The organism is Chlorobaculum sp. MV4-Y (genome assembly GCF_025244685.1).
Taxonomy (GTDB): Bacteria; Bacteroidota; Chlorobiia; order Chlorobiales; family Chlorobiaceae; genus Chlorobaculum.
In genome coordinates this window covers 1,535,295-1,551,054 of sequence record NZ_CP104202.1, presented here as the reverse complement: position 1 = coordinate 1,551,054, position 15,760 = coordinate 1,535,295, and the positions used below count along the sequence as shown (strand labels likewise).

General features: G+C 56.3%; 14 protein-coding genes and 1 tRNA gene. 5 read left to right on the top strand and 10 right to left on the bottom strand.

The window, feature by feature from the left end; all coding sequences use genetic code 11:
* Nucleotides 1–114: 114 nt before the first annotated feature.
* The 6 genes from NY406_RS07610 to hisD form a co-directional block, all read right to left on the bottom strand.
* Nucleotides 115–1,329, bottom strand: coding sequence for a methionine adenosyltransferase (locus NY406_RS07610; RefSeq protein WP_260533499.1), 1,215 nt, complete (start codon nt 1,327–1,329; stop codon nt 115–117).
* Nucleotides 1,330–1,441: 112 nt separating this feature from the next.
* Nucleotides 1,442–2,707: a hemolysin family protein gene (locus NY406_RS07605; protein WP_260533498.1), complete on the bottom strand. Its 1,266-nt coding sequence runs from the start codon at nt 2,705–2,707 to the stop codon at nt 1,442–1,444.
* Between the two features lie 538 nt (nt 2,708–3,245).
* Nucleotides 3,246–3,557 (bottom strand): hypothetical protein, encoded by a 312-nt coding sequence (locus NY406_RS07600; protein ID WP_260533497.1) that lies wholly within the window; start codon nt 3,555–3,557, stop codon nt 3,246–3,248.
* A gap of 265 nt (nt 3,558–3,822) precedes the next feature.
* Entirely contained in the window at nt 3,823–6,387 is a 2,565-nt protein-coding gene (gene acnB, locus NY406_RS07595) for a bifunctional aconitate hydratase 2/2-methylisocitrate dehydratase (protein WP_260533496.1), read from the bottom strand.
* Between the two features lie 338 nt (nt 6,388–6,725).
* A complete protein-coding gene (gene queA / locus NY406_RS07590) occupies nt 6,726–7,751 on the bottom strand; it encodes a tRNA preQ1(34) S-adenosylmethionine ribosyltransferase-isomerase QueA (protein WP_260533495.1) in 1,026 nt (341 codons plus the stop codon).
* Between the two features lie 2 nt (nt 7,752–7,753).
* A complete protein-coding gene (hisD, locus tag NY406_RS07585; RefSeq protein WP_260533494.1) occupies nt 7,754–9,040 on the bottom strand; it encodes a histidinol dehydrogenase in 1,287 nt (428 codons plus the stop codon).
* Nucleotides 9,041–9,308: 268 nt separating this feature from the next.
* On the opposite strand from hisD, the gene NY406_RS07580 reads away from it, so the two are divergent.
* Complete coding sequence (locus NY406_RS07580; protein WP_260533493.1) at nt 9,309–10,337, top strand: rod shape-determining protein; 1,029 nt, start codon at nt 9,309–9,311, stop codon at nt 10,335–10,337.
* Here NY406_RS07580 and bshA read toward each other — a convergent pair.
* Nucleotides 10,331–11,479 (bottom strand): N-acetyl-alpha-D-glucosaminyl L-malate synthase BshA, encoded by a 1,149-nt coding sequence (bshA, locus tag NY406_RS07575; RefSeq protein ID WP_260533492.1) that lies wholly within the window; start codon nt 11,477–11,479, stop codon nt 10,331–10,333. The two genes, NY406_RS07580 and bshA, sit on opposite strands and share 7 nt — an antisense overlap.
* Before the next feature lie 35 nt (nt 11,480–11,514).
* On the opposite strand from bshA, the gene NY406_RS07570 reads away from it, so the two are divergent.
* The gene (locus NY406_RS07570; RefSeq protein WP_260533491.1) at nt 11,515–11,742 is read left to right on the top strand and encodes a hypothetical protein; all 228 of its coding nucleotides are present in this window, start codon (nt 11,515–11,517) and stop codon (nt 11,740–11,742) included.
* Between the two features lie 187 nt (nt 11,743–11,929).
* On the opposite strand, the gene NY406_RS07565 is transcribed toward NY406_RS07570, so the two are convergent.
* The 3 genes from NY406_RS07565 to NY406_RS07555 all read right to left on the bottom strand — a co-directional run bounded on the left by NY406_RS07565 (nt 11,930) and on the right by NY406_RS07555 (nt 12,518).
* Nucleotides 11,930–12,002: transfer RNA gene (locus NY406_RS07565), tRNA-Gln, on the bottom strand.
* A 115-nt stretch (nt 12,003–12,117) separates the two neighbouring features.
* The gene (locus NY406_RS07560; protein ID WP_260533490.1) at nt 12,118–12,324 is read right to left on the bottom strand and encodes a response regulator; all 207 of its coding nucleotides are present in this window, start codon (nt 12,322–12,324) and stop codon (nt 12,118–12,120) included.
* A gap of 2 nt (nt 12,325–12,326) precedes the next feature.
* Nucleotides 12,327–12,518 carry a hypothetical protein gene (locus NY406_RS07555; RefSeq protein WP_260533489.1) on the bottom strand — a complete coding sequence of 64 codons (192 nt, stop codon included), beginning with the start codon at nt 12,516–12,518 and terminating at the stop codon, nt 12,327–12,329.
* 436 nt (nt 12,519–12,954) lie between these two features.
* Here NY406_RS07555 and NY406_RS07550 point away from each other — a divergent pair, with 436 nt between their 5' ends.
* Genes NY406_RS07550 through NY406_RS07540 form a run of 3 tightly spaced genes read left to right on the top strand, consistent with a single transcriptional unit; the run spans nt 12,955 to nt 15,755 of the window.
* Complete coding sequence (locus tag NY406_RS07550; protein WP_260533488.1) at nt 12,955–14,100, top strand: ABC transporter permease; 1,146 nt, start codon at nt 12,955–12,957, stop codon at nt 14,098–14,100.
* A 1-nt stretch (nt 14,101) separates the two neighbouring features.
* A complete protein-coding gene (locus NY406_RS07545) occupies nt 14,102–14,821 on the top strand; it encodes an ABC transporter ATP-binding protein (RefSeq protein WP_260533487.1) in 720 nt (239 codons plus the stop codon).
* Entirely contained in the window at nt 14,811–15,755 is a 945-nt protein-coding gene (locus tag NY406_RS07540) for an efflux RND transporter periplasmic adaptor subunit (RefSeq protein ID WP_260533486.1), read from the top strand. Before NY406_RS07545 ends, NY406_RS07540 begins: the two co-directional genes overlap by 11 nt.
* Nucleotides 15,756–15,760: the final 5 nt, after the last annotated feature.

Here is a 15,760-nt window from a genome sequence, read left to right as displayed (position 1 = left end):
TATTCTATCTCTGAATAATAATAGTGGCGGCATTTATTGTGTTTTGTGTGTTTTATGTGTTCTTGCTTGTGCGCAAATATGCATCACGTTTTTTGTGCTGTGCCTGGATGAATGTCAACAGATCGGGTAGTTGCCGCGTGCAAGCCGATCGCAGAGCTGGCTGATTCCGGCGAGTTCCTCCTCGATGATGGCTGCGGCTTCTCGCTGCTGAAGACCGAAATCAGAGCCGGGTGAGGTGAGCAGATGTGTCGAGGCCATAAGCGGCCGGTCAACCGGTTTGCCGATCTGGCTGCAAAGGAACACTGTCACCGACACGACTCCTTCGATTTCGCGGTGGATGCGATGGGCAAGTTCATGGCTCAGGACATTGTATATTTTGCCGACATGGTTGACCGGGTTCTTGCCGGCGGCTGCCTCCATCGTCTGGTTGCGGTTGAACGCAATGAGGCCGTTGACCCGGTTGCCGCGGCCTACCTGTCCGCCGTCGCCGCCCTCTGCCGAGGTGCCGAGCACCGTGAAGTAAACTCCCTTCTCGCCTCGCGACGGATCGTCAAGATTGTTGATGTCGATCGCGACTGAATCGAAGTTGCAGTTCTGGTTTTCGACGAAGGTCAGCAGCTCCTGGTGCAGGGCGGCTTTCCGCTCGAAATAGTGATTTGCATTCGGGATAAAGCGATCAACGAAAGCTACGGCCACGGTCAGTTGTAAATTCCTTCCGTTGCGGCAGCCCATGATTTTGACATCTTCACCAGCTTCCGGAAATCGTTCTTTCAGTGCGGGGGAGTTGAGGAACCGCTCGGCGGCAAGTACAATGCGTTCGGTTTCGCTGAAAGGTGCATAGCCGACGCCGACCGAGGTGTCGTTCGCGCCGATCACCTTTCGGGCGAAGGCGTCGGTCAGCTCCGGAGAGCCGGGCTTGATTTCGTTCTGGAAGATGAGGTGCTGGTCGGGATCCACAAACCGCAAGTTTTTCCGAATCCAGCGCTTTGCGGCGGTTTCGGCGATTTCACCTACGGGCACGAGCTGGCCGTTGCAGGTATAGGTGGCGCGGTCGCCGAAAATCAGCTTCATCGGCTCGAGAATCATGCCGCCGCCGGTTTTCGGCAGGCTCCGGCCCGCCACGAGCAGTCCCTTGTCGATGTTGTGGTGGCAGATGTGGCCGAACCTGTCGAGGTACTCGCGGCACAGGTCGATGCAGACCGCCTCCATGATCGAATCGCAAATCGTATCGGGGTGCCCGATGCCCTTGCGTTCAACCAGCTCGAACGGTTGCTGGTCCATCAGAATGGTATTGCTCCGTTCAACAGTGATGTTTCTCGGGATGCTCATGCCGGCTGGTCTCCTTGAACCGCGCAATCAGGCGGTTGCTCGATAAAAGTTGTTTCTCTGTACAAAATGTACCGATAACAATTGTGTATGGCAACCCAGAGGCGTCCGCTGGTCAGGCGACCGGTTTTGGGTCTTCAGCAGACTGATCATCGATTTTGGTAGCGAGCACCTTGTCGATGCGTTTGCTGTCCATGTCGATCACTTCAAGCCGCCAGTTCTCCCAGAAGGTGATGTCGCCGGTTTGCGGCAGGCGTCCGAGCAGCCACATGATCATGCCGCTCAGGGTGTGATAGACCCCTTTCTCCTCCTCCGGTACGGCGCGCAGGTCGAGCGTGTCTTTCAGCTCCGGCACGGGAATAAGGCCATCGAGCAGCCACGAGCCATCCTCTCGCTGCACGGCCCACGAGTCTTCGAGGTTGAGCGGTACGAACTCGCCCGTGACCGCTTCAAGCATGTCCTGTAACGTCACGAGGCCCTGGATTTCGCCGTACTCGTCCACCACGAATACCATCTGCGTGCCGGAGGTTCTGAAATGGTCGAGCAGCTCCATGCCGGTCAGCGTTTCGGGGACGTAGACGCAGGGCTGAAGATGTTCAGCCAGGTTGGTGACGCCGCCCTTGATCGTCTGGGCGAGCAACTGCTTGGCATTGACCACGCCGAGCAGCGATTGCAAGCCGTTGTGGCAGACGGGGAAGCGAGAGTGCTCCGACTCGCTGACTCGCTTCATGTTCTCTTCGAGCGGCAGGGCGGTGTCGAGATAGATGATATCTGCGCGCGGCACCATGAGGGAACCGAGCTGCCGGTCGTCGAGGCGGAAGACGTTGCGCACCATCTCGTGCTCCTGCTGCTCGATAATGCCCGCGACGGAGCCCTCTTCGAGCATGGCGTGAATCTCCTCCTCGGTGACGCTGGGCTGGGTTTGTTCATGCTTGCCCATGATGCGCAGGATGGCGTCAGTTGATGCCGAGAGCAGGCGCACGAATGGGCGGGTTGCGGTGGCGAGGATTTGCATCGGACGCGCGACGTTGCGGGCGATGCCTTCCGGGTCGGTCTGGCCGAGCCGTTTGGGCACCAGTTCGCCGATGACGATGGTGATATACGTAATCACGATGACCACCAGCACGGTGGCGATAATATGGCTCGTTTTCGGCTCCAAGCCGCCGAATAATTCGAGCGCGGCCGCCAGAGGCGGCGTGAATGATGATTCGCCGATGAAACCGTTGAGCACACCGATGACCGTCAGGCCGATCTGTACGGTTGAAAGAAATCGCGTTGGTTCATGGCCGAGCTTGATGGCAGCCGCCGCCGCCTTGTCGCCATCTTCGGCAAGCTTGGCAAGGCGCGAACGTTTCGCAGTAATCAGGGCCATCTCCGACATGGCGAAGAGGCCGTTGATCAGAATGAGAAGAAGAAAGAAAAAAGGATTTCCATGGATTTGGGTTAGGTGCAAAAGCCGCACCAGCTTCAGAGAGTGGTACGTGTACTGAATAATACGTTATCAACAGCAGATTGTAAAAAAGGGTTTCAGGGGTGGAGGTAAGGGTCGAGAAAGTGGAGTCATGTCGCCAGTGCCTGGTAATGGATTCGCCTTAAGCCATGCGACTTTGTATGAAGATCGTAAATGTTCTGGGGGGTGGGGCTAAAACAGCAGAAAAAAAAGAGCTCCCCCGAAGGTAAAAGAAAAGAAAGGGGTCTGATCTCAAACCACTGCATCGAGGGAGCTGTAATAAATAAATACTACTTCAATTTAAGTAAAAAAACTTGTTTATCAAGGGGGTTCTTTGCGTATGTCAAGATATCAAGGCCAATGAGGTAAGGTGTCTGGATATATACCCGGCAAGTAAGGAACTACATTCGATTCAGTTTACTATCAGGGCCTGTAATGGTTAGCGTTCTTAAAGCTTTGGGCCAGTATTTTACGTAATTTCATAAAACATGGTACAAAAAAGAGACAGGGTTGCCTCTGTCTCTTTTTTGCTTAAGTCCTTGTGCAGGAACTTATTTTTCTCTTCGGCAGGTGCAGCCGGAGCAGCCTGGTCGGCAGCCGGAGCAGCCTGGTCAGCAGGTGCGGCCTGCTCGGCAGGTGCAGGTGCAGCAGCCGGAGCCTCGGCAGGTGCAGCAGCCGGAGCCTCGGCAGGTGCAGCAGCCGGAGTCTCAGCAGCTTTCTGAGCGCAGCCAACGAAAGAAACAGAGCTCAGGAGGAACAGGAAAGCAAAAAGTTTTTTCATGATTCGAATGCAGTTTTGTTTTCAAATAAAAAATGTTACAGCTTGTTCAGCTCACGAATAATAATCAAAATCACCGATTTTTCAAAAAAACACTCTCAAAACGCAGGTACTTTTTAATTGGTGTATTTTACAGCTATTATACTTCTTTTCTCACAGTGACATCAGGCATTCAAAAACAAAGATCAGCGGCAAAAGGCATACGACAGAAGCGTCTCCACCTCCTCTCCTGTACAAAAGCAGAGGGGAGGTGAAATCTTGTAATCGGTTAATCGACAAGCATTTGCAGTTCCTGAGAGGTTACCTCATGGAAGTTGAGGTAACGGTAAACCCTGTCACCGTTCTGCGACAGCGAACCAGCGATCTCCATATACTCATCCTTGCCTGGCAGATGACCGAGCAACGCGCAGACGGCGGCCAGTTCAGCGGAACCGAGATAGACCTTCGCACCCTTGCCCATGCGGTCGTCGAAGTTGCGGGTGCTGGTCGAAAAGACCACGGCATTGTCCGCCACGCGTGCCTGGTTGCCCATGCAGAGCGAGCAGCCGGGTACCTCGGTGCGTGCGCCAGCAGTGCCGAAAACCGAGTAGTATCCCTCTTCGATCAGCTTTTTCATGTCCATCTTGGTCGGTGGCACCACCCAGAGCTTGGTTTTGGCCTGACCCTTGCCACGAAGCACTTCGCCAAGCGCACGGAAGTGACCGATGTTGGTCATGCAGCTTCCAACGAACACCTCGTCGATGTTCTTCGGACGCTTCTCGTCGGAGAGAATCTCGCTGAGCGTGGCCACGTCGTCGGGATCGTTCGGGCAGGCGAGGATCGGCTCGGTGATTTCGCTCATGTTGATCTCGATCACTGCCGCGTACTCGGCGTCAGCATCCGGTTCGAGGAGCTGCGGATTGGCGAGCCACTCTTCCATCTTGCCGATGCGGCGCTGGATGGTGTTGGCATCGCCGTAGCCCTCTTCGATCATCTGGCCAAGCAGCTTGACGTTGGACTGGAGGTACTCGATCACCGGTTCCTTGTCGAGTCGCACCGTGCAGGCTGCGGCGCTGCGCTCGGCGGAGGCGTCGGAAAGCTCGAACGCCTGTTCGACCTTGAGCTGCGGCAAGCCCTCGATTTCCAATACCTTGCCGGCGAAGATGTTCTTCTTGCCCTTCTTTTCGACGGTCAGCAAGCCTTTCTTGATGGCGACGTAAGGAATGGCGTTGACCAGATCACGGAGCGTGATGCCGGGCTGGAGTTCACCCGTAAAACGTACGAGCACCGATTCGGGCATGTTGAGCGGCATGGTGCCAGTGACGCCCGCAAAGGCGACGAGGCCAGAGCCTGCCGGGAAGGAGCAGCCAATCGGGAAGCGGGTGTGCGAGTCGCCGCCGGTGCCGAGCGTGTCGGGCAGCACCATGCGGTTCAGCCAGGTGTGGATGACGCCGTCGCCCGGTTTGAGCGCCACGCCGCCGCGGCTCATGATGAAATAGGGCAGGCTTCGGTGCATCTGCACGTCGGACGGTTTCGGGTAGGCCGCCGTGTGGCAGAAGCTCTGCATGAAGAGATCGGCGCTGAAGCTCAGGGCGGCAAGCTCCTTGATTTCGTCGCGGGTCATCGGGCCGGTGGTATCCTGCGAGCCGACGGTGAGGGTCTCGACTTCGACGTACATGCCGGGGCGAACGCCAGCGAGGCCGCAAGCCTTGCCGACTATCTTCTGTGCGAGGGTGTAGCCCTTGCCGGTGTCGGCAGGCTGTTCGGGGCGGCTGAAGATCGTCTCTTCACCGAGGCCGAGCACCCTGCGGGCCTTGCGGGTGAGGTTCCGGCCGATGATGAGCGGAATACGGCCGCCAGCGCGAACTTCGTCAGCGAGTGTATTTGGTTCGAGCGAGAAGTTTGCGATTACTTCGCCATTCTTCTCGATCACACCCTTGAATGGATAGACCTCGATCACGTCGCCCATCTCCATCGAGGTCACATCTGCCTGGATCGGCAGCGCGCCGGAGTCTTCGGCGGTGTTGAAAAAGATCGGAGCGATGATGCCGCCAATCACCACGCCAGCGGTGCGCTTGTTTGGTACGGCGGGAATATCCTCACCGAGGTGCCACTGCACGGAGTTGATGCCCGACTTGCGGCTTGAGCCTGTGCCGACCACGTCGCCGACGTATGCGAGCGGATGGCCCTTCTCTTTGAGCTTGGCGATGGTCGCGATCGGGTCGTCCATCTTCGAGCGGAGCATACTCAGCGCGTGCATCGGAATATCGCTGCGGGTGAAGGCTTCGCTTGCAGGCGAAAGGTCGTCGGTGTTGGTTTCGCCCGGAACCTTGAAGACCGTGAGGGTCATCTTTTCGGCAAGGGGTGGCTTCGAGGTGAACCACTCGCCGTTAGCCCACGATTCGAGCACCTCTTTGGCGTAGCTGTTGGTTTTGGCCAGCTCGACGACCGTGTCAAATGAATCATAGACGAGCAGAGTCTTTTTCAGGGCCAGGGCGGCAGCTTCAGCAACGGCGCTGTCGGCGCTGGAGAGCGCATCGATCATCGGCTTGACGTTGTAGCCGCCGAGCATCGTGCCGAGAATCCGCACCGCCTCGACAGGTGTGATCACCGCGCACGAAGCTTCGCCGCGAATGATGGCATCGAGAAAAGCCGCCTTTTCAAGCGCGGCGTCATCCACGCCGGGGCTGATGTGGTTCACGAACAGATCGAGAAGATACTCCTGCTCCTGCACCGGATTCTGCTTGAGCAGCGCGATCAGCTCGACGGCCTGCGCGGCGGTCAGCGGAAGCGGCGGAATACCAAGTTGAGCGCGCTCTGCGGTATGGGCGCGATACTGGCTGATGAGACTCATATAATGATCTCCAGAGAAATGATTATGAATGATTATTCTATGGTGATTACAGCGAACGGTAACAACCGGAATGGTTTTTGCCCTGAAAAAAGCAAAACATCAAAATAAGTTTGTAACAAATGAAATGCAAAATCGCCGGAGTCGCCACGCCCGCCAGCACCGTACTTTTTCAGGTATTGTGACGACAGGGGCTAAGAATTTGAGAAATAGATGGGATTAGCGAACAAGCAGGAAAAAAATATTGTGCAGATTGAAAACGGAATGTATGGTAAGGCGATGATTTGATAAGAACTCAGGGGAGCCACAGGGACCTGTTCCTGTGGGCAATTATCAACTTATCAACTGATAAACATACTGTCGCCATAGCTGAGGAAGCGGTAGCCGTCGTTGTCGAGGGCTTCGCGGTAGGCTCGCATGAGCAGCTCTTTTCCGGCGAAAGCGGCGGTGAGCATGAGTACCGTAGAGCGGGGGGCGTGGAAGTTGGTAAGCAGGGCGTCGATGATTTTGAAAGTATAGCCCGGATAGATAAAGATATCCGCTTCGCCACTGACCTCCTGTGCGAACCCGCTGCCGATGAGCTTCGGCGCGGCGTGTTCGAGCGCGCGGGTTACGGTGGTGCCGACAGCGACTACGCGCCCGCCAGAGGCTTTGGTTTCGCCAATCTTTCGAGCGGTCGGTTGCGGGATGTTGTAGAATTCCTGGTGCATGACGTGCTCTTCGAAGCTCTTCGAGCGGATTGGCAGGAAGGTGCCGAGGCCGACGTGCAGCGTAACATGGGCAATGCCGACGCCATTTGCATTGATCTTGTCGAGCAAGTCATCGGTGAGATTAAGTGATGCTGTCGGCGCGGCTACCGAACCGGGCAGTTCGGCAAAGACGGTTTGATATCGCTCGCGGTCAAGCTCCTCGGCATCGCGCTTGAGGTAGGGCGGAATCGGCACGGAGCCGTGCGCTTCGAAAAGATCGGTGAGGTTTCCGGTGGCGCAGGAGAGGCGCGCGATGCCGTCGCTGGGCAGCGCTTCGACTGTAAGTTCCGCGCCATACGCCAGCAATCGGTCGCCAACGCGAAGGCGCCCGCGATAAAGCGCGAGGTTCTGCACTCCCTCGTGCTTTTCGAGCAGCATCAGTTCGATGCGGGCGCCGGTCGGCTTGTGGGCGATGAGCCGCGCCTGGATCACCCTGCTGTTGTTCAGCACCAGGAGATCGCCGGGCCGAAGCTCTTCGTGCAAAGCAGCGTAGGCTGAATGGGTGATCGATCCGATTGCCCGATTGAGCACAATCAGCCTCGTCGAACCGCGTTCGGCGGGAGGATAACAGGCGATGCGCTCTTCGGGAAGGGTGTAATCGAAATCGCTGACCTTCATCGTCACAGGTGCTTCAGTCTGACGCGAACCGCCTCGGCGTGAGCCTGAAGCCCTTCGTGGTCGGCAAAGCGGGCGATCTGCTCCCCGGCCCGGCCCAGCTCACTCTTTGACCAGGCAATGATCGAGGTGTGCTTGACGAAGTCGCGCACCGAGAGTGGCGAGAAGAATCGCGCCGTGCCGTTGGTCGGCAGCGTGTGGTTCGGCCCGGCGAAGTAATCGCCGACCGTTTCGCACGACCACGGTCCCATGAAGATCGCTCCGGCGTGACGCAGGTCAGGAAGAATCTCCCATGGATTGTCCACGTGCAGCTCGAGATGCTCGGGAGCGATCATGTCAGACACCTTGCACGCTTCCTGCATCGAGCCGGTCACGACAATCGCGCTGTTATCCGTGAGCGCACGAGTAATCACTTCGCCACGCAGCATCGTGCCCGCGAGGCGAGCAGCGGTCTCCTGCACGGTGGCGGCCAGCTCGGCGGATGGTGTGATGAGCACCGCCGATGCGTCGGGATCGTGCTCGGCCTGCGCGAACATGTCCATCACGATGAATTCCGGTTCCGCGCCTGCGTCGGCGATTACCACCACTTCCGACGGCCCGGCGATACTGTCGATGGAAACGTGGCCGAACACCTGCTTCTTGGCCAGTGCGACATATTTATTGCCGGGGCCGGTGATGATGTCAACCTTTGGAATGGTCGCCGTGCCATAGGCGAACGCCGCCACGGCCTGCGCTCCGCCGAGGCGATAGACGCTGGTGATGCCGGCAACTTTCGCTGCTGCGAGGATGTGCGGATTGACCTTGCCCTCAGCGTCGCACGGGGTGGTCATGTAGATTTCATCGACGCCAGCCACCTGCGCGGGCGCGGCGTTCATCAGCACCGACGAGGGGTAGGCCGCCTTGCCGCCGGGCACGTAGAGCAGCGCCTTCTCCATCGGCGTCACGCGTTGACCGAGAATCACGCCACCCTTTTGCTCGTAGAAAAAGCTCTTTTCCGCCTCGTTGCGGTGGAATGCTGTGATGTTCGCGAACGCCTCTTTGAGAATGGCGATAAACTCGGGATCGGCCTCTGCGTACGCCGTCTCGATCTCCGCCTCCGGTACCCGCATGTCATAGAGTCGTACCCCCTGGAAGCGCTCGGTATAGTCGAGCACGGCGGCATCGCCCTCCGTTCTGACGCGATGCAGGATGTCATCGACCGTCCGCTGGGCATCGGGATCAAACGACACCGTCCGGTTGAGCTGTTCTCTGAGGGCTGCTTCGTCCTGGGGGAAATGGTAGATCGTTAGCACTGCGCTTCTCTGTTTTATAATAATAGTGGCTTCGATGTGCCGGGTTTTGAACCTCGTTGCGTAATGTAAGCATTGGCGCTTTGAAACGAAACTCCGCCTTTTGGAAGAATGCTTGCCAGACAGCTCAAAAAGGGGGCATTCCCGCCTACGATTTCATTTGAAATAAAGGTTCCATTAAGTACTTTTAGGCTTCATTCAAAACCTTGGAATCGGGCCTGATTTTGCTACTTCCAAGCCACTATGTACCATACCAAGATACTTACTCACCATGGGCATTTTCAGTGACCTGTTCAGAGACATTGCCATTGATCTCGGAACAGCCAACACCCTCATTTTTATCCGCAACAAGGGCGTCGTGCTTAACGAACCATCCATCGTCGCCCGCGACCGCAATACCGGCAAGGTGGTAGCTATCGGCCACGACGCCCTCCTGATGCACGAAAAGACACACCCCGGCATCGTCACCATCAAGCCGCTTGCCAACGGCGTTATCGCCGACTACGAGGCAACCGAAGAGCTGATCCGCGGTCTCATCAATAAAACCAAGAAGCAGTTTTCGCTCGGCATCCGCCGCATGGTGATCGGCATTCCGTCGGGCATCACCGAGGTGGAAAAACGGGCCGTGCGCGACTCGGCGGAGCACGTCGGCGCCAAGGAGGTGTACCTCGTGGCTGAACCGATGGCCGCGGCAATCGGCATCGGCATCGACGTCAAGGAGCCGATGGGCAACATGATCGTCGATATCGGCGGCGGCACCACCGAAATCGCGGTAATCTCGCTCGGCGGCATCGCTTCCGGCGAATCGCTGCGCGTGGCGGGTACGGACATCACCAACGCCATCATTCGCCACTTCCGCAAGGCCTACAACCTTGCCATCGGTGAACGCACCGCCGAAGAGGTCAAGATCAGGATCGCCTCGGCCTACAAGCTCGACAAGGAGTTGACCATGAACGTCCGTGGCCGCAACCTCGTCACCGCCCTGCCGGAGGAGCGCGAAATCAACTCCGCGACCATCCGCGAGGCGATTGCCACCCCGATCAGCCAGATCATCACCTCGGTCAAAAAGAGCCTCGAAGTCACCAAGCCGGAGCTGTCGGCGGACATCCTCGACCGCGGTCTCTTTCTCGCTGGAGGTGGAGCCTTGATCAAGGGACTCGACAAGAAGATCAACGAGGAAACCAAACTGATGGTGCACATCAGCGAAGACCCGCTCACCGCCGTCGCGCGCGGTACCGGCGCAGTACTCGAAGATCTGGAGAAGTACCGCTCGGTACTGCTCTCGACCAAGCGCTACTGAGCCTTGCTTTCGCGGGCTTCGTCGATGAGTCTGCGGTAAAACGCTTCATATTCTGCAACCTTCAGGGCGGTCTCGAACCGCCCTGCCTGGTTTGCGGCAGCCTCCGAAAAGCGCTGCCAGACTTCGTCGTCCCGCAGCATCGAGAGCGCACTCCGGCTCATTCCCTCGATGTCGCCATGCGGATGGCGGAAGCCGTCCACTCCCTGCCGTACGAATTCCGGAAATCCGCCAGCATCGGTCACCACAACCGGCACGCCGCAGGCCATCGCTTCGAGCGCCGCGAGGCCGAACGATTCAACATTGCTCGGCATCAGCATCAGGTCGGCAATAGACAGCAACGGCACGATGTCATCGAGCTTGCCGAGAAAGCGCACTTTGCCGCTGATACCGTGTTGCCGCACCCAGGTCTCCGCCTCGCTGCGATCCGGCCCGTCACCCACCAGCAGCAGGGTGGCCGGAATCTCGCTCTGGATGCTCTCGAACACCGCCAGCACATCCATGATGCGCTTGACCGGGCGGAAGTTCGAGATGTGAATCACTACCTTGCCACCATCCAGTCCAAGCAAATCCCGGCGGCCGGGCAGGCGCTTGAACACGGCGGTATCGACAAAGTTGTGAATCACCTCGATCTTCTTGCGCGGTGTGAACATGCGGATGGTCTCGTCGCGCAGGTAGCCCGACACCGCCGTCACCCCATCCGACTTGTTGATGGCGAGCCGTACGGCGTCGCTCATGCTCCGGTCAGCGCCAACGATGGTGATGTCGGTGCCGTGCAGCGTGGTGACGATGCGGAAACACTCCGATGCGGGGCACTTCTCTTCGAGCATCTGCCGGGCCAGCATGGCGCTGATGGCGTGGGGAATGGCGTAGTGGGCGTGCACGACGTCGAGCTTTTCATAAAACGCCACCTCGGCAATTTTCGATGCCAGCGCCAGCGAGTGGTACGGCGTTTCGAAAAGCGGATAGTTCATCGCTTCGATCTCGTGGCAATGGATGTTCCGCGAATAAAGCCCAAGCCTGAATGGCGCCGCCTGGCTGAAAAAGTGCACTGTATGGCCCTTCATCGCCAGCGCCTTTCCCAACTCGGTAGCCACAGCCCCGCTTCCGCCGTACGTATGATGACAGGAAATACCGATTTTCATCTTCTTGTAACACAAGTTAGATCAACATGCTATGCTTGAAAAGTACGAAAATCGAAGGAGAGTTGAAGATCAACGTCAAGCGGGTACAGTGCTGCTATCATCTCATGTTTCCGATGGCGTTCATCGGTCAAAAGCGCTACTTTGTGCTTGACTGGTGGTCGGTGTTGCACACTATGCCATGGAACCCGGATGATGCGCCAAAACTTTTCGGAGAGACGTGCGGTTGTGCGGGCCAAAAGCCCTCTTGGCAGAGCGCCACTTGAAAAAAAGACAGGAGGGGAGACGAAAATTCTTGATGATGAGCTGTTTGCCACTTACTCTATAAGTACCACAGGGGTCAACTTTGACGAGATTATAGGGGCGGTTTAAGCTTAATAGATCAAAGAATAGCTGTCCCTTTACAAGATGCAAAAAGCCTTGTAACATTCTCTGCTACAAGGCTTTATAGTGCTGAGGAGCCAGGACTCGAACCTGGAATTGCCTGATCCAGAGTCAGGAGCCTTACCAATTTGGCCACTCCTCAATAGTGAGTCTCAATATAACAAAAAAATGGGAATTCAGCAGATTTTTTAATCTTTTTGTAAAAAAATGATCGAGCCTGAGCAGGATATGGCTTGACGTTTGTTGTCGGTTGATTTTCATCCGGTTCCGGTGAGTATCTCGTTGATCATCGAAACCAGGTCGGCAAGTCTGACCGGTTTTTTCAGGATTTTGCAGATGCCGAGCTTGTTCACACTGCGCGCATCATCGATGTCCTTGCCAAAGCCGGTCATCAGCATAATCGGTATTTGGGGGTTGGTTTTTGTCAGTTCGCCTGACAGCTCAAGTCCGCTGAGTTCGGGCATGGTCAGAGATCGGTGATCACCAGATCGAATCGCTTGGGATTCTGCCTGAAAAGCTCGATGACTGGAAAATAGACACGAAAAACAGTGTATTCTTCCTGCCGGCTTTCTGTAATAATTTGTCCATTGTTGCCAGTGACGATGCCATTGCTTTTGTCGATTGCCTGCCAGGCGTTTGTGCAGAGGTTGACAAGCATCTGGTGCAACTTCGACGGGAAATCTCTTGGTGAAAGGTACATTGAATTCGTGATTATAACGTATAAAATTTATTCTCGTAACTCCTATCATCATTTTTGTTTCGGTACTTTGTCAGACCTCTGTAAATGGGGATAAGAATTTTTGAGTATTGCCTTGCAGGGGTGATCTTGTCGGCTTGTCATACTGACCGATACTGTGCTCAGCTCGTTCCGGGAGCGTTCAGGGCGGCATTCAGATCGAGAATGCGCGGAGAAGGAAAATTCCGAAAAGCTTTTGCCTGTGATTACACGTGCAGTCATTCTCTTTTCGGGCAAATTTCTCTGGCGGTTTTGGCGTGAGCAGGTTTTTTGAAAAAAGCGAATTTTTTTATTTTATGGAAATTTCCTGTTCCGGTTTCTCATTGATGCGTAGGTGGTAATCCGATCCATTGTCGAAATGAAACCTGTCTTCGGTATCTACAGGGTGGCGCTCAAGCTCTTGATGAACGACAAGAGCAAATTCACGGCCCTTCTGGTCGGCATTACCTTCGCCGTATTTCTCATGGTGATGATGATGTCGATGTTTTCCGGCATTCTGGCCCGCTCGTGCGCTCCGGTCTATAACATCGGTGCGAAAATCTGGGTGATGGATCCGGCGGTGAACAACACCAACAGCAGCATTCCGATGCCCGATTACATCCTTTCGGCGTCGCGGAGCATTCCGGGTGTGAAGTACGCCGTGCCGCTCTATTTCGGTAGTGCCCTGATCAAGCTCAAGGACGGCACCTATCAGGCAGCGACGGTCGTTGGACTCGATGACGCCACGCTTTTCGGACGGCCCGAGATGCTCGAGGGCAGGATCGAGGATGTTTTCGCCGAGAATGCCTTCGTGGTGGTCAAGGATGCCGAATACGCCAAGCTCGAAAGCCCGAAAATCGGCACCCAGTTCGAGATCAACGATAACCGGGGGACAGTGGTCGGCCTCGCCAAAGTCGCCTCATCGGGGCTTTTCGGCATCCCGACGCTCTACACAACTTACAGCCGCGCAATAACGTACATCCCCTCGGCGCGCTTCACCACATCCTATGTGCTGATCGAGCCGAAGAGTGATGCAGACATTCCCGGCATCCAGAAGGCTATCGCCCAACTCGGCTACGAGGCGCTCACCCGCGAGCAGTTCGTCAAAAAGGTTTCCAACTTCTACACCTACAAAACCGGCGTCGGCATGAACATCATGATGATGACTGCCATCAGTTTCGTTGTCGGCCTCTCCATCTCCGGCCAGACCTTCTACACCTTCATTCTCGAAAACATCGGCAAGTTTGGCGCTATGAAAGCCATCGGCGCGAAAGGTAATGAACTGGTTTCCATGATTCTCGTGCAGGCGGTTGTCACCTCGCTGATCGGTTACGGACTTGGCGTCGGGGCGGCCTCGACCTTCATGATTATCGCCAAGTGGCGCGTGCCCGATTACGCCGCGCAGCTCACCTACCAGACGCTCGGCCTGGCGCTCGTCATGGTGATGATTATTGCAGGCTTTTCGAGCTATATCGGCGTGCGCAAGGTGTTGCAGATTCAGCCATTCGATATTTTCCGGGGCTGATATGAGCGGATCGGTGATTATCAGTGCCAGCAATCTGGTCAAGTGGTTCGGCGAGGGCGAGGCCAAGACTGTGGCGGTGAAAGGAGTTTCCTTCGAGGCTCAATACGGCGAGATGCTCTTCATCGTCGGCCCGTCGGGAAGCGGCAAGACGACGTTGCTCAGCATGATTTCGGGCATTCTGAGGCCCAACGAGGGGAGCGTTGTTGTTGAAGATCAGGATATCTGGACAATGAAGGATGACGATCTGGCCGACCTGCGCCTGAACAAGATCGGCTTCGTCTTTCAGGACTACCACCTTTTCCCGCGCCTGACCACGGCCGAGAACGTAGCTATTCCGCTGATTCTGAAGAAAATGGAGTGGAACGCGACCATGAAGCTCGCCCGCGACTATCTCGACATTGTCGGCCTGAAAGATCGCGCCGACCTTCAGCCGGTGAAGCTGAGCGGCGGCGAACAGCAGCGCGTGGCCATCGCGCGGGCTATCGCGGGCCAGCCAGACATCCTCATCTTCGACGAACCGACCGCCTCGCTCGATGGCGATACCGGCCGGAAGATCGTGGAGTTCGTGAAAACACATATCCTGAACGAAAAACGGGCTATCATCATCGTGACGCACGATAGCCGTATTTACGAATATGCTGACCGGATCATGAAGATGGAGGATGGCAAAATCGTCGGTTACGAATCTGGTTACGAAAACAGTCAACAGCATGAGAAATAAAATCCTGATCGGCATCGCGGTCTTCGGCATTCTGCTTGGCGTGGGAAGCGCATTTTTCATGAAGCTGCGCCCGAAATCGGAGCCGCCCGCCTTCAAACCGGCGTCGAACCCTTACCGTAGTGGAATTTACGCCAACGGCATCATCGAAAGCGCTCAGAAAAACGGCTCGAACGTCAACATCTACCCTGAAGTATCCGGCACGGTGCTGAAGATTCTCGCCCATGAGGGTCAGCAGGTCAAGGCGGGCGAGCCGCTGCTCATGCTCGACGACGCGGTGCAGCGCTCGACGGCTGAATCGGCGAAAGCGAGCATCGCGGTGGCCGAGGCGAGCGTGGCAAACGTGCAGGCGCAGTACGCAAAACTGAAGGCTTCGTGGAATCTCGATCCGCGCTCAGTGAGCAAGGATGCGCTCGATACCGCCGCCAACGCCGTCCGCTCAGCCAAAGCGAACCTCGAACTTGCTCGCAAACAGTACGATGCGGCCCGAGCACTGCTCGGCAAATACACCCTCACGGCGCGCGAAGACGGCACGGTTCTGGCGATCAACACCTCGGTTGGCAGCTACATTTCGAGCCAGGGCGGGTACAATTCCTACACTGGCGGCTACGTGCCGGTCATCGTTATGGGCAATTCGGACAACAGTTTGCAGGTGCGTTGTTACGTTGACGAAATCCTGATCCAGCGGCTTCCAGATCCGGTCCGGATGAGTGCCAGCATGTCAATCCGCGGCACCACACTCAAGATTCCTCTGAAATTCGAGCGCTTCCAGCCGGACGTGACGCCAAAAATCGAGCTGTCGAGCCAGCGCACCGAGCGGGTGGACGTCCGGGTGCTGCCGGTCATCTTCAGCTTTGTGAAGCCCAAAAACGTAACGCTCTATCCCGGTCAACTGGTCGATATTTACATCGGTGAACAGGCAGCGAACAACAAATAATCTGG

Excerpts from the sequence above, each read along its gene's own strand:
- acnB (WP_260533496.1), bottom strand. The coding sequence starts at position 6,387 with ATGAGTCTCATCAGCCAGTATCGCGCCCATACCGCAGAGCGCGCTCAA.
- NY406_RS07545 (WP_260533487.1), top strand. The coding sequence starts at position 14,102 with ATGAGCGGATCGGTGATTATCAGTGCCAGCAATCTGGTCAAGTGGTTC.
- NY406_RS07610 (WP_260533499.1), bottom strand. The coding sequence starts at position 1,329 with ATGAGCATCCCGAGAAACATCACTGTTGAACGGAGCAATACCATTCTG.
- NY406_RS07605 (WP_260533498.1), bottom strand. The coding sequence starts at position 2,707 with ATGTCGGAGATGGCCCTGATTACTGCGAAACGTTCGCGCCTTGCCAAG.
- NY406_RS07540 (WP_260533486.1), top strand. The coding sequence starts at position 14,811 with ATGAGAAATAAAATCCTGATCGGCATCGCGGTCTTCGGCATTCTGCTT.
- NY406_RS07600 (WP_260533497.1), bottom strand. The coding sequence starts at position 3,557 with ATGAAAAAACTTTTTGCTTTCCTGTTCCTCCTGAGCTCTGTTTCTTTC.
- NY406_RS07550 (WP_260533488.1), top strand. The coding sequence starts at position 12,955 with ATGAAACCTGTCTTCGGTATCTACAGGGTGGCGCTCAAGCTCTTGATG.
- NY406_RS07555 (WP_260533489.1), bottom strand. The coding sequence starts at position 12,518 with ATGCTTGTCAACCTCTGCACAAACGCCTGGCAGGCAATCGACAAAAGC.
- NY406_RS07580 (WP_260533493.1), top strand. The coding sequence starts at position 9,309 with ATGGGCATTTTCAGTGACCTGTTCAGAGACATTGCCATTGATCTCGGA.
- NY406_RS07560 (WP_260533490.1), bottom strand. The coding sequence starts at position 12,324 with ATGCCCGAACTCAGCGGACTTGAGCTGTCAGGCGAACTGACAAAAACC.
- queA (WP_260533495.1), bottom strand. The coding sequence starts at position 7,751 with ATGAAGGTCAGCGATTTCGATTACACCCTTCCCGAAGAGCGCATCGCC.
- bshA (WP_260533492.1), bottom strand. The coding sequence starts at position 11,479 with ATGAAAATCGGTATTTCCTGTCATCATACGTACGGCGGAAGCGGGGCT.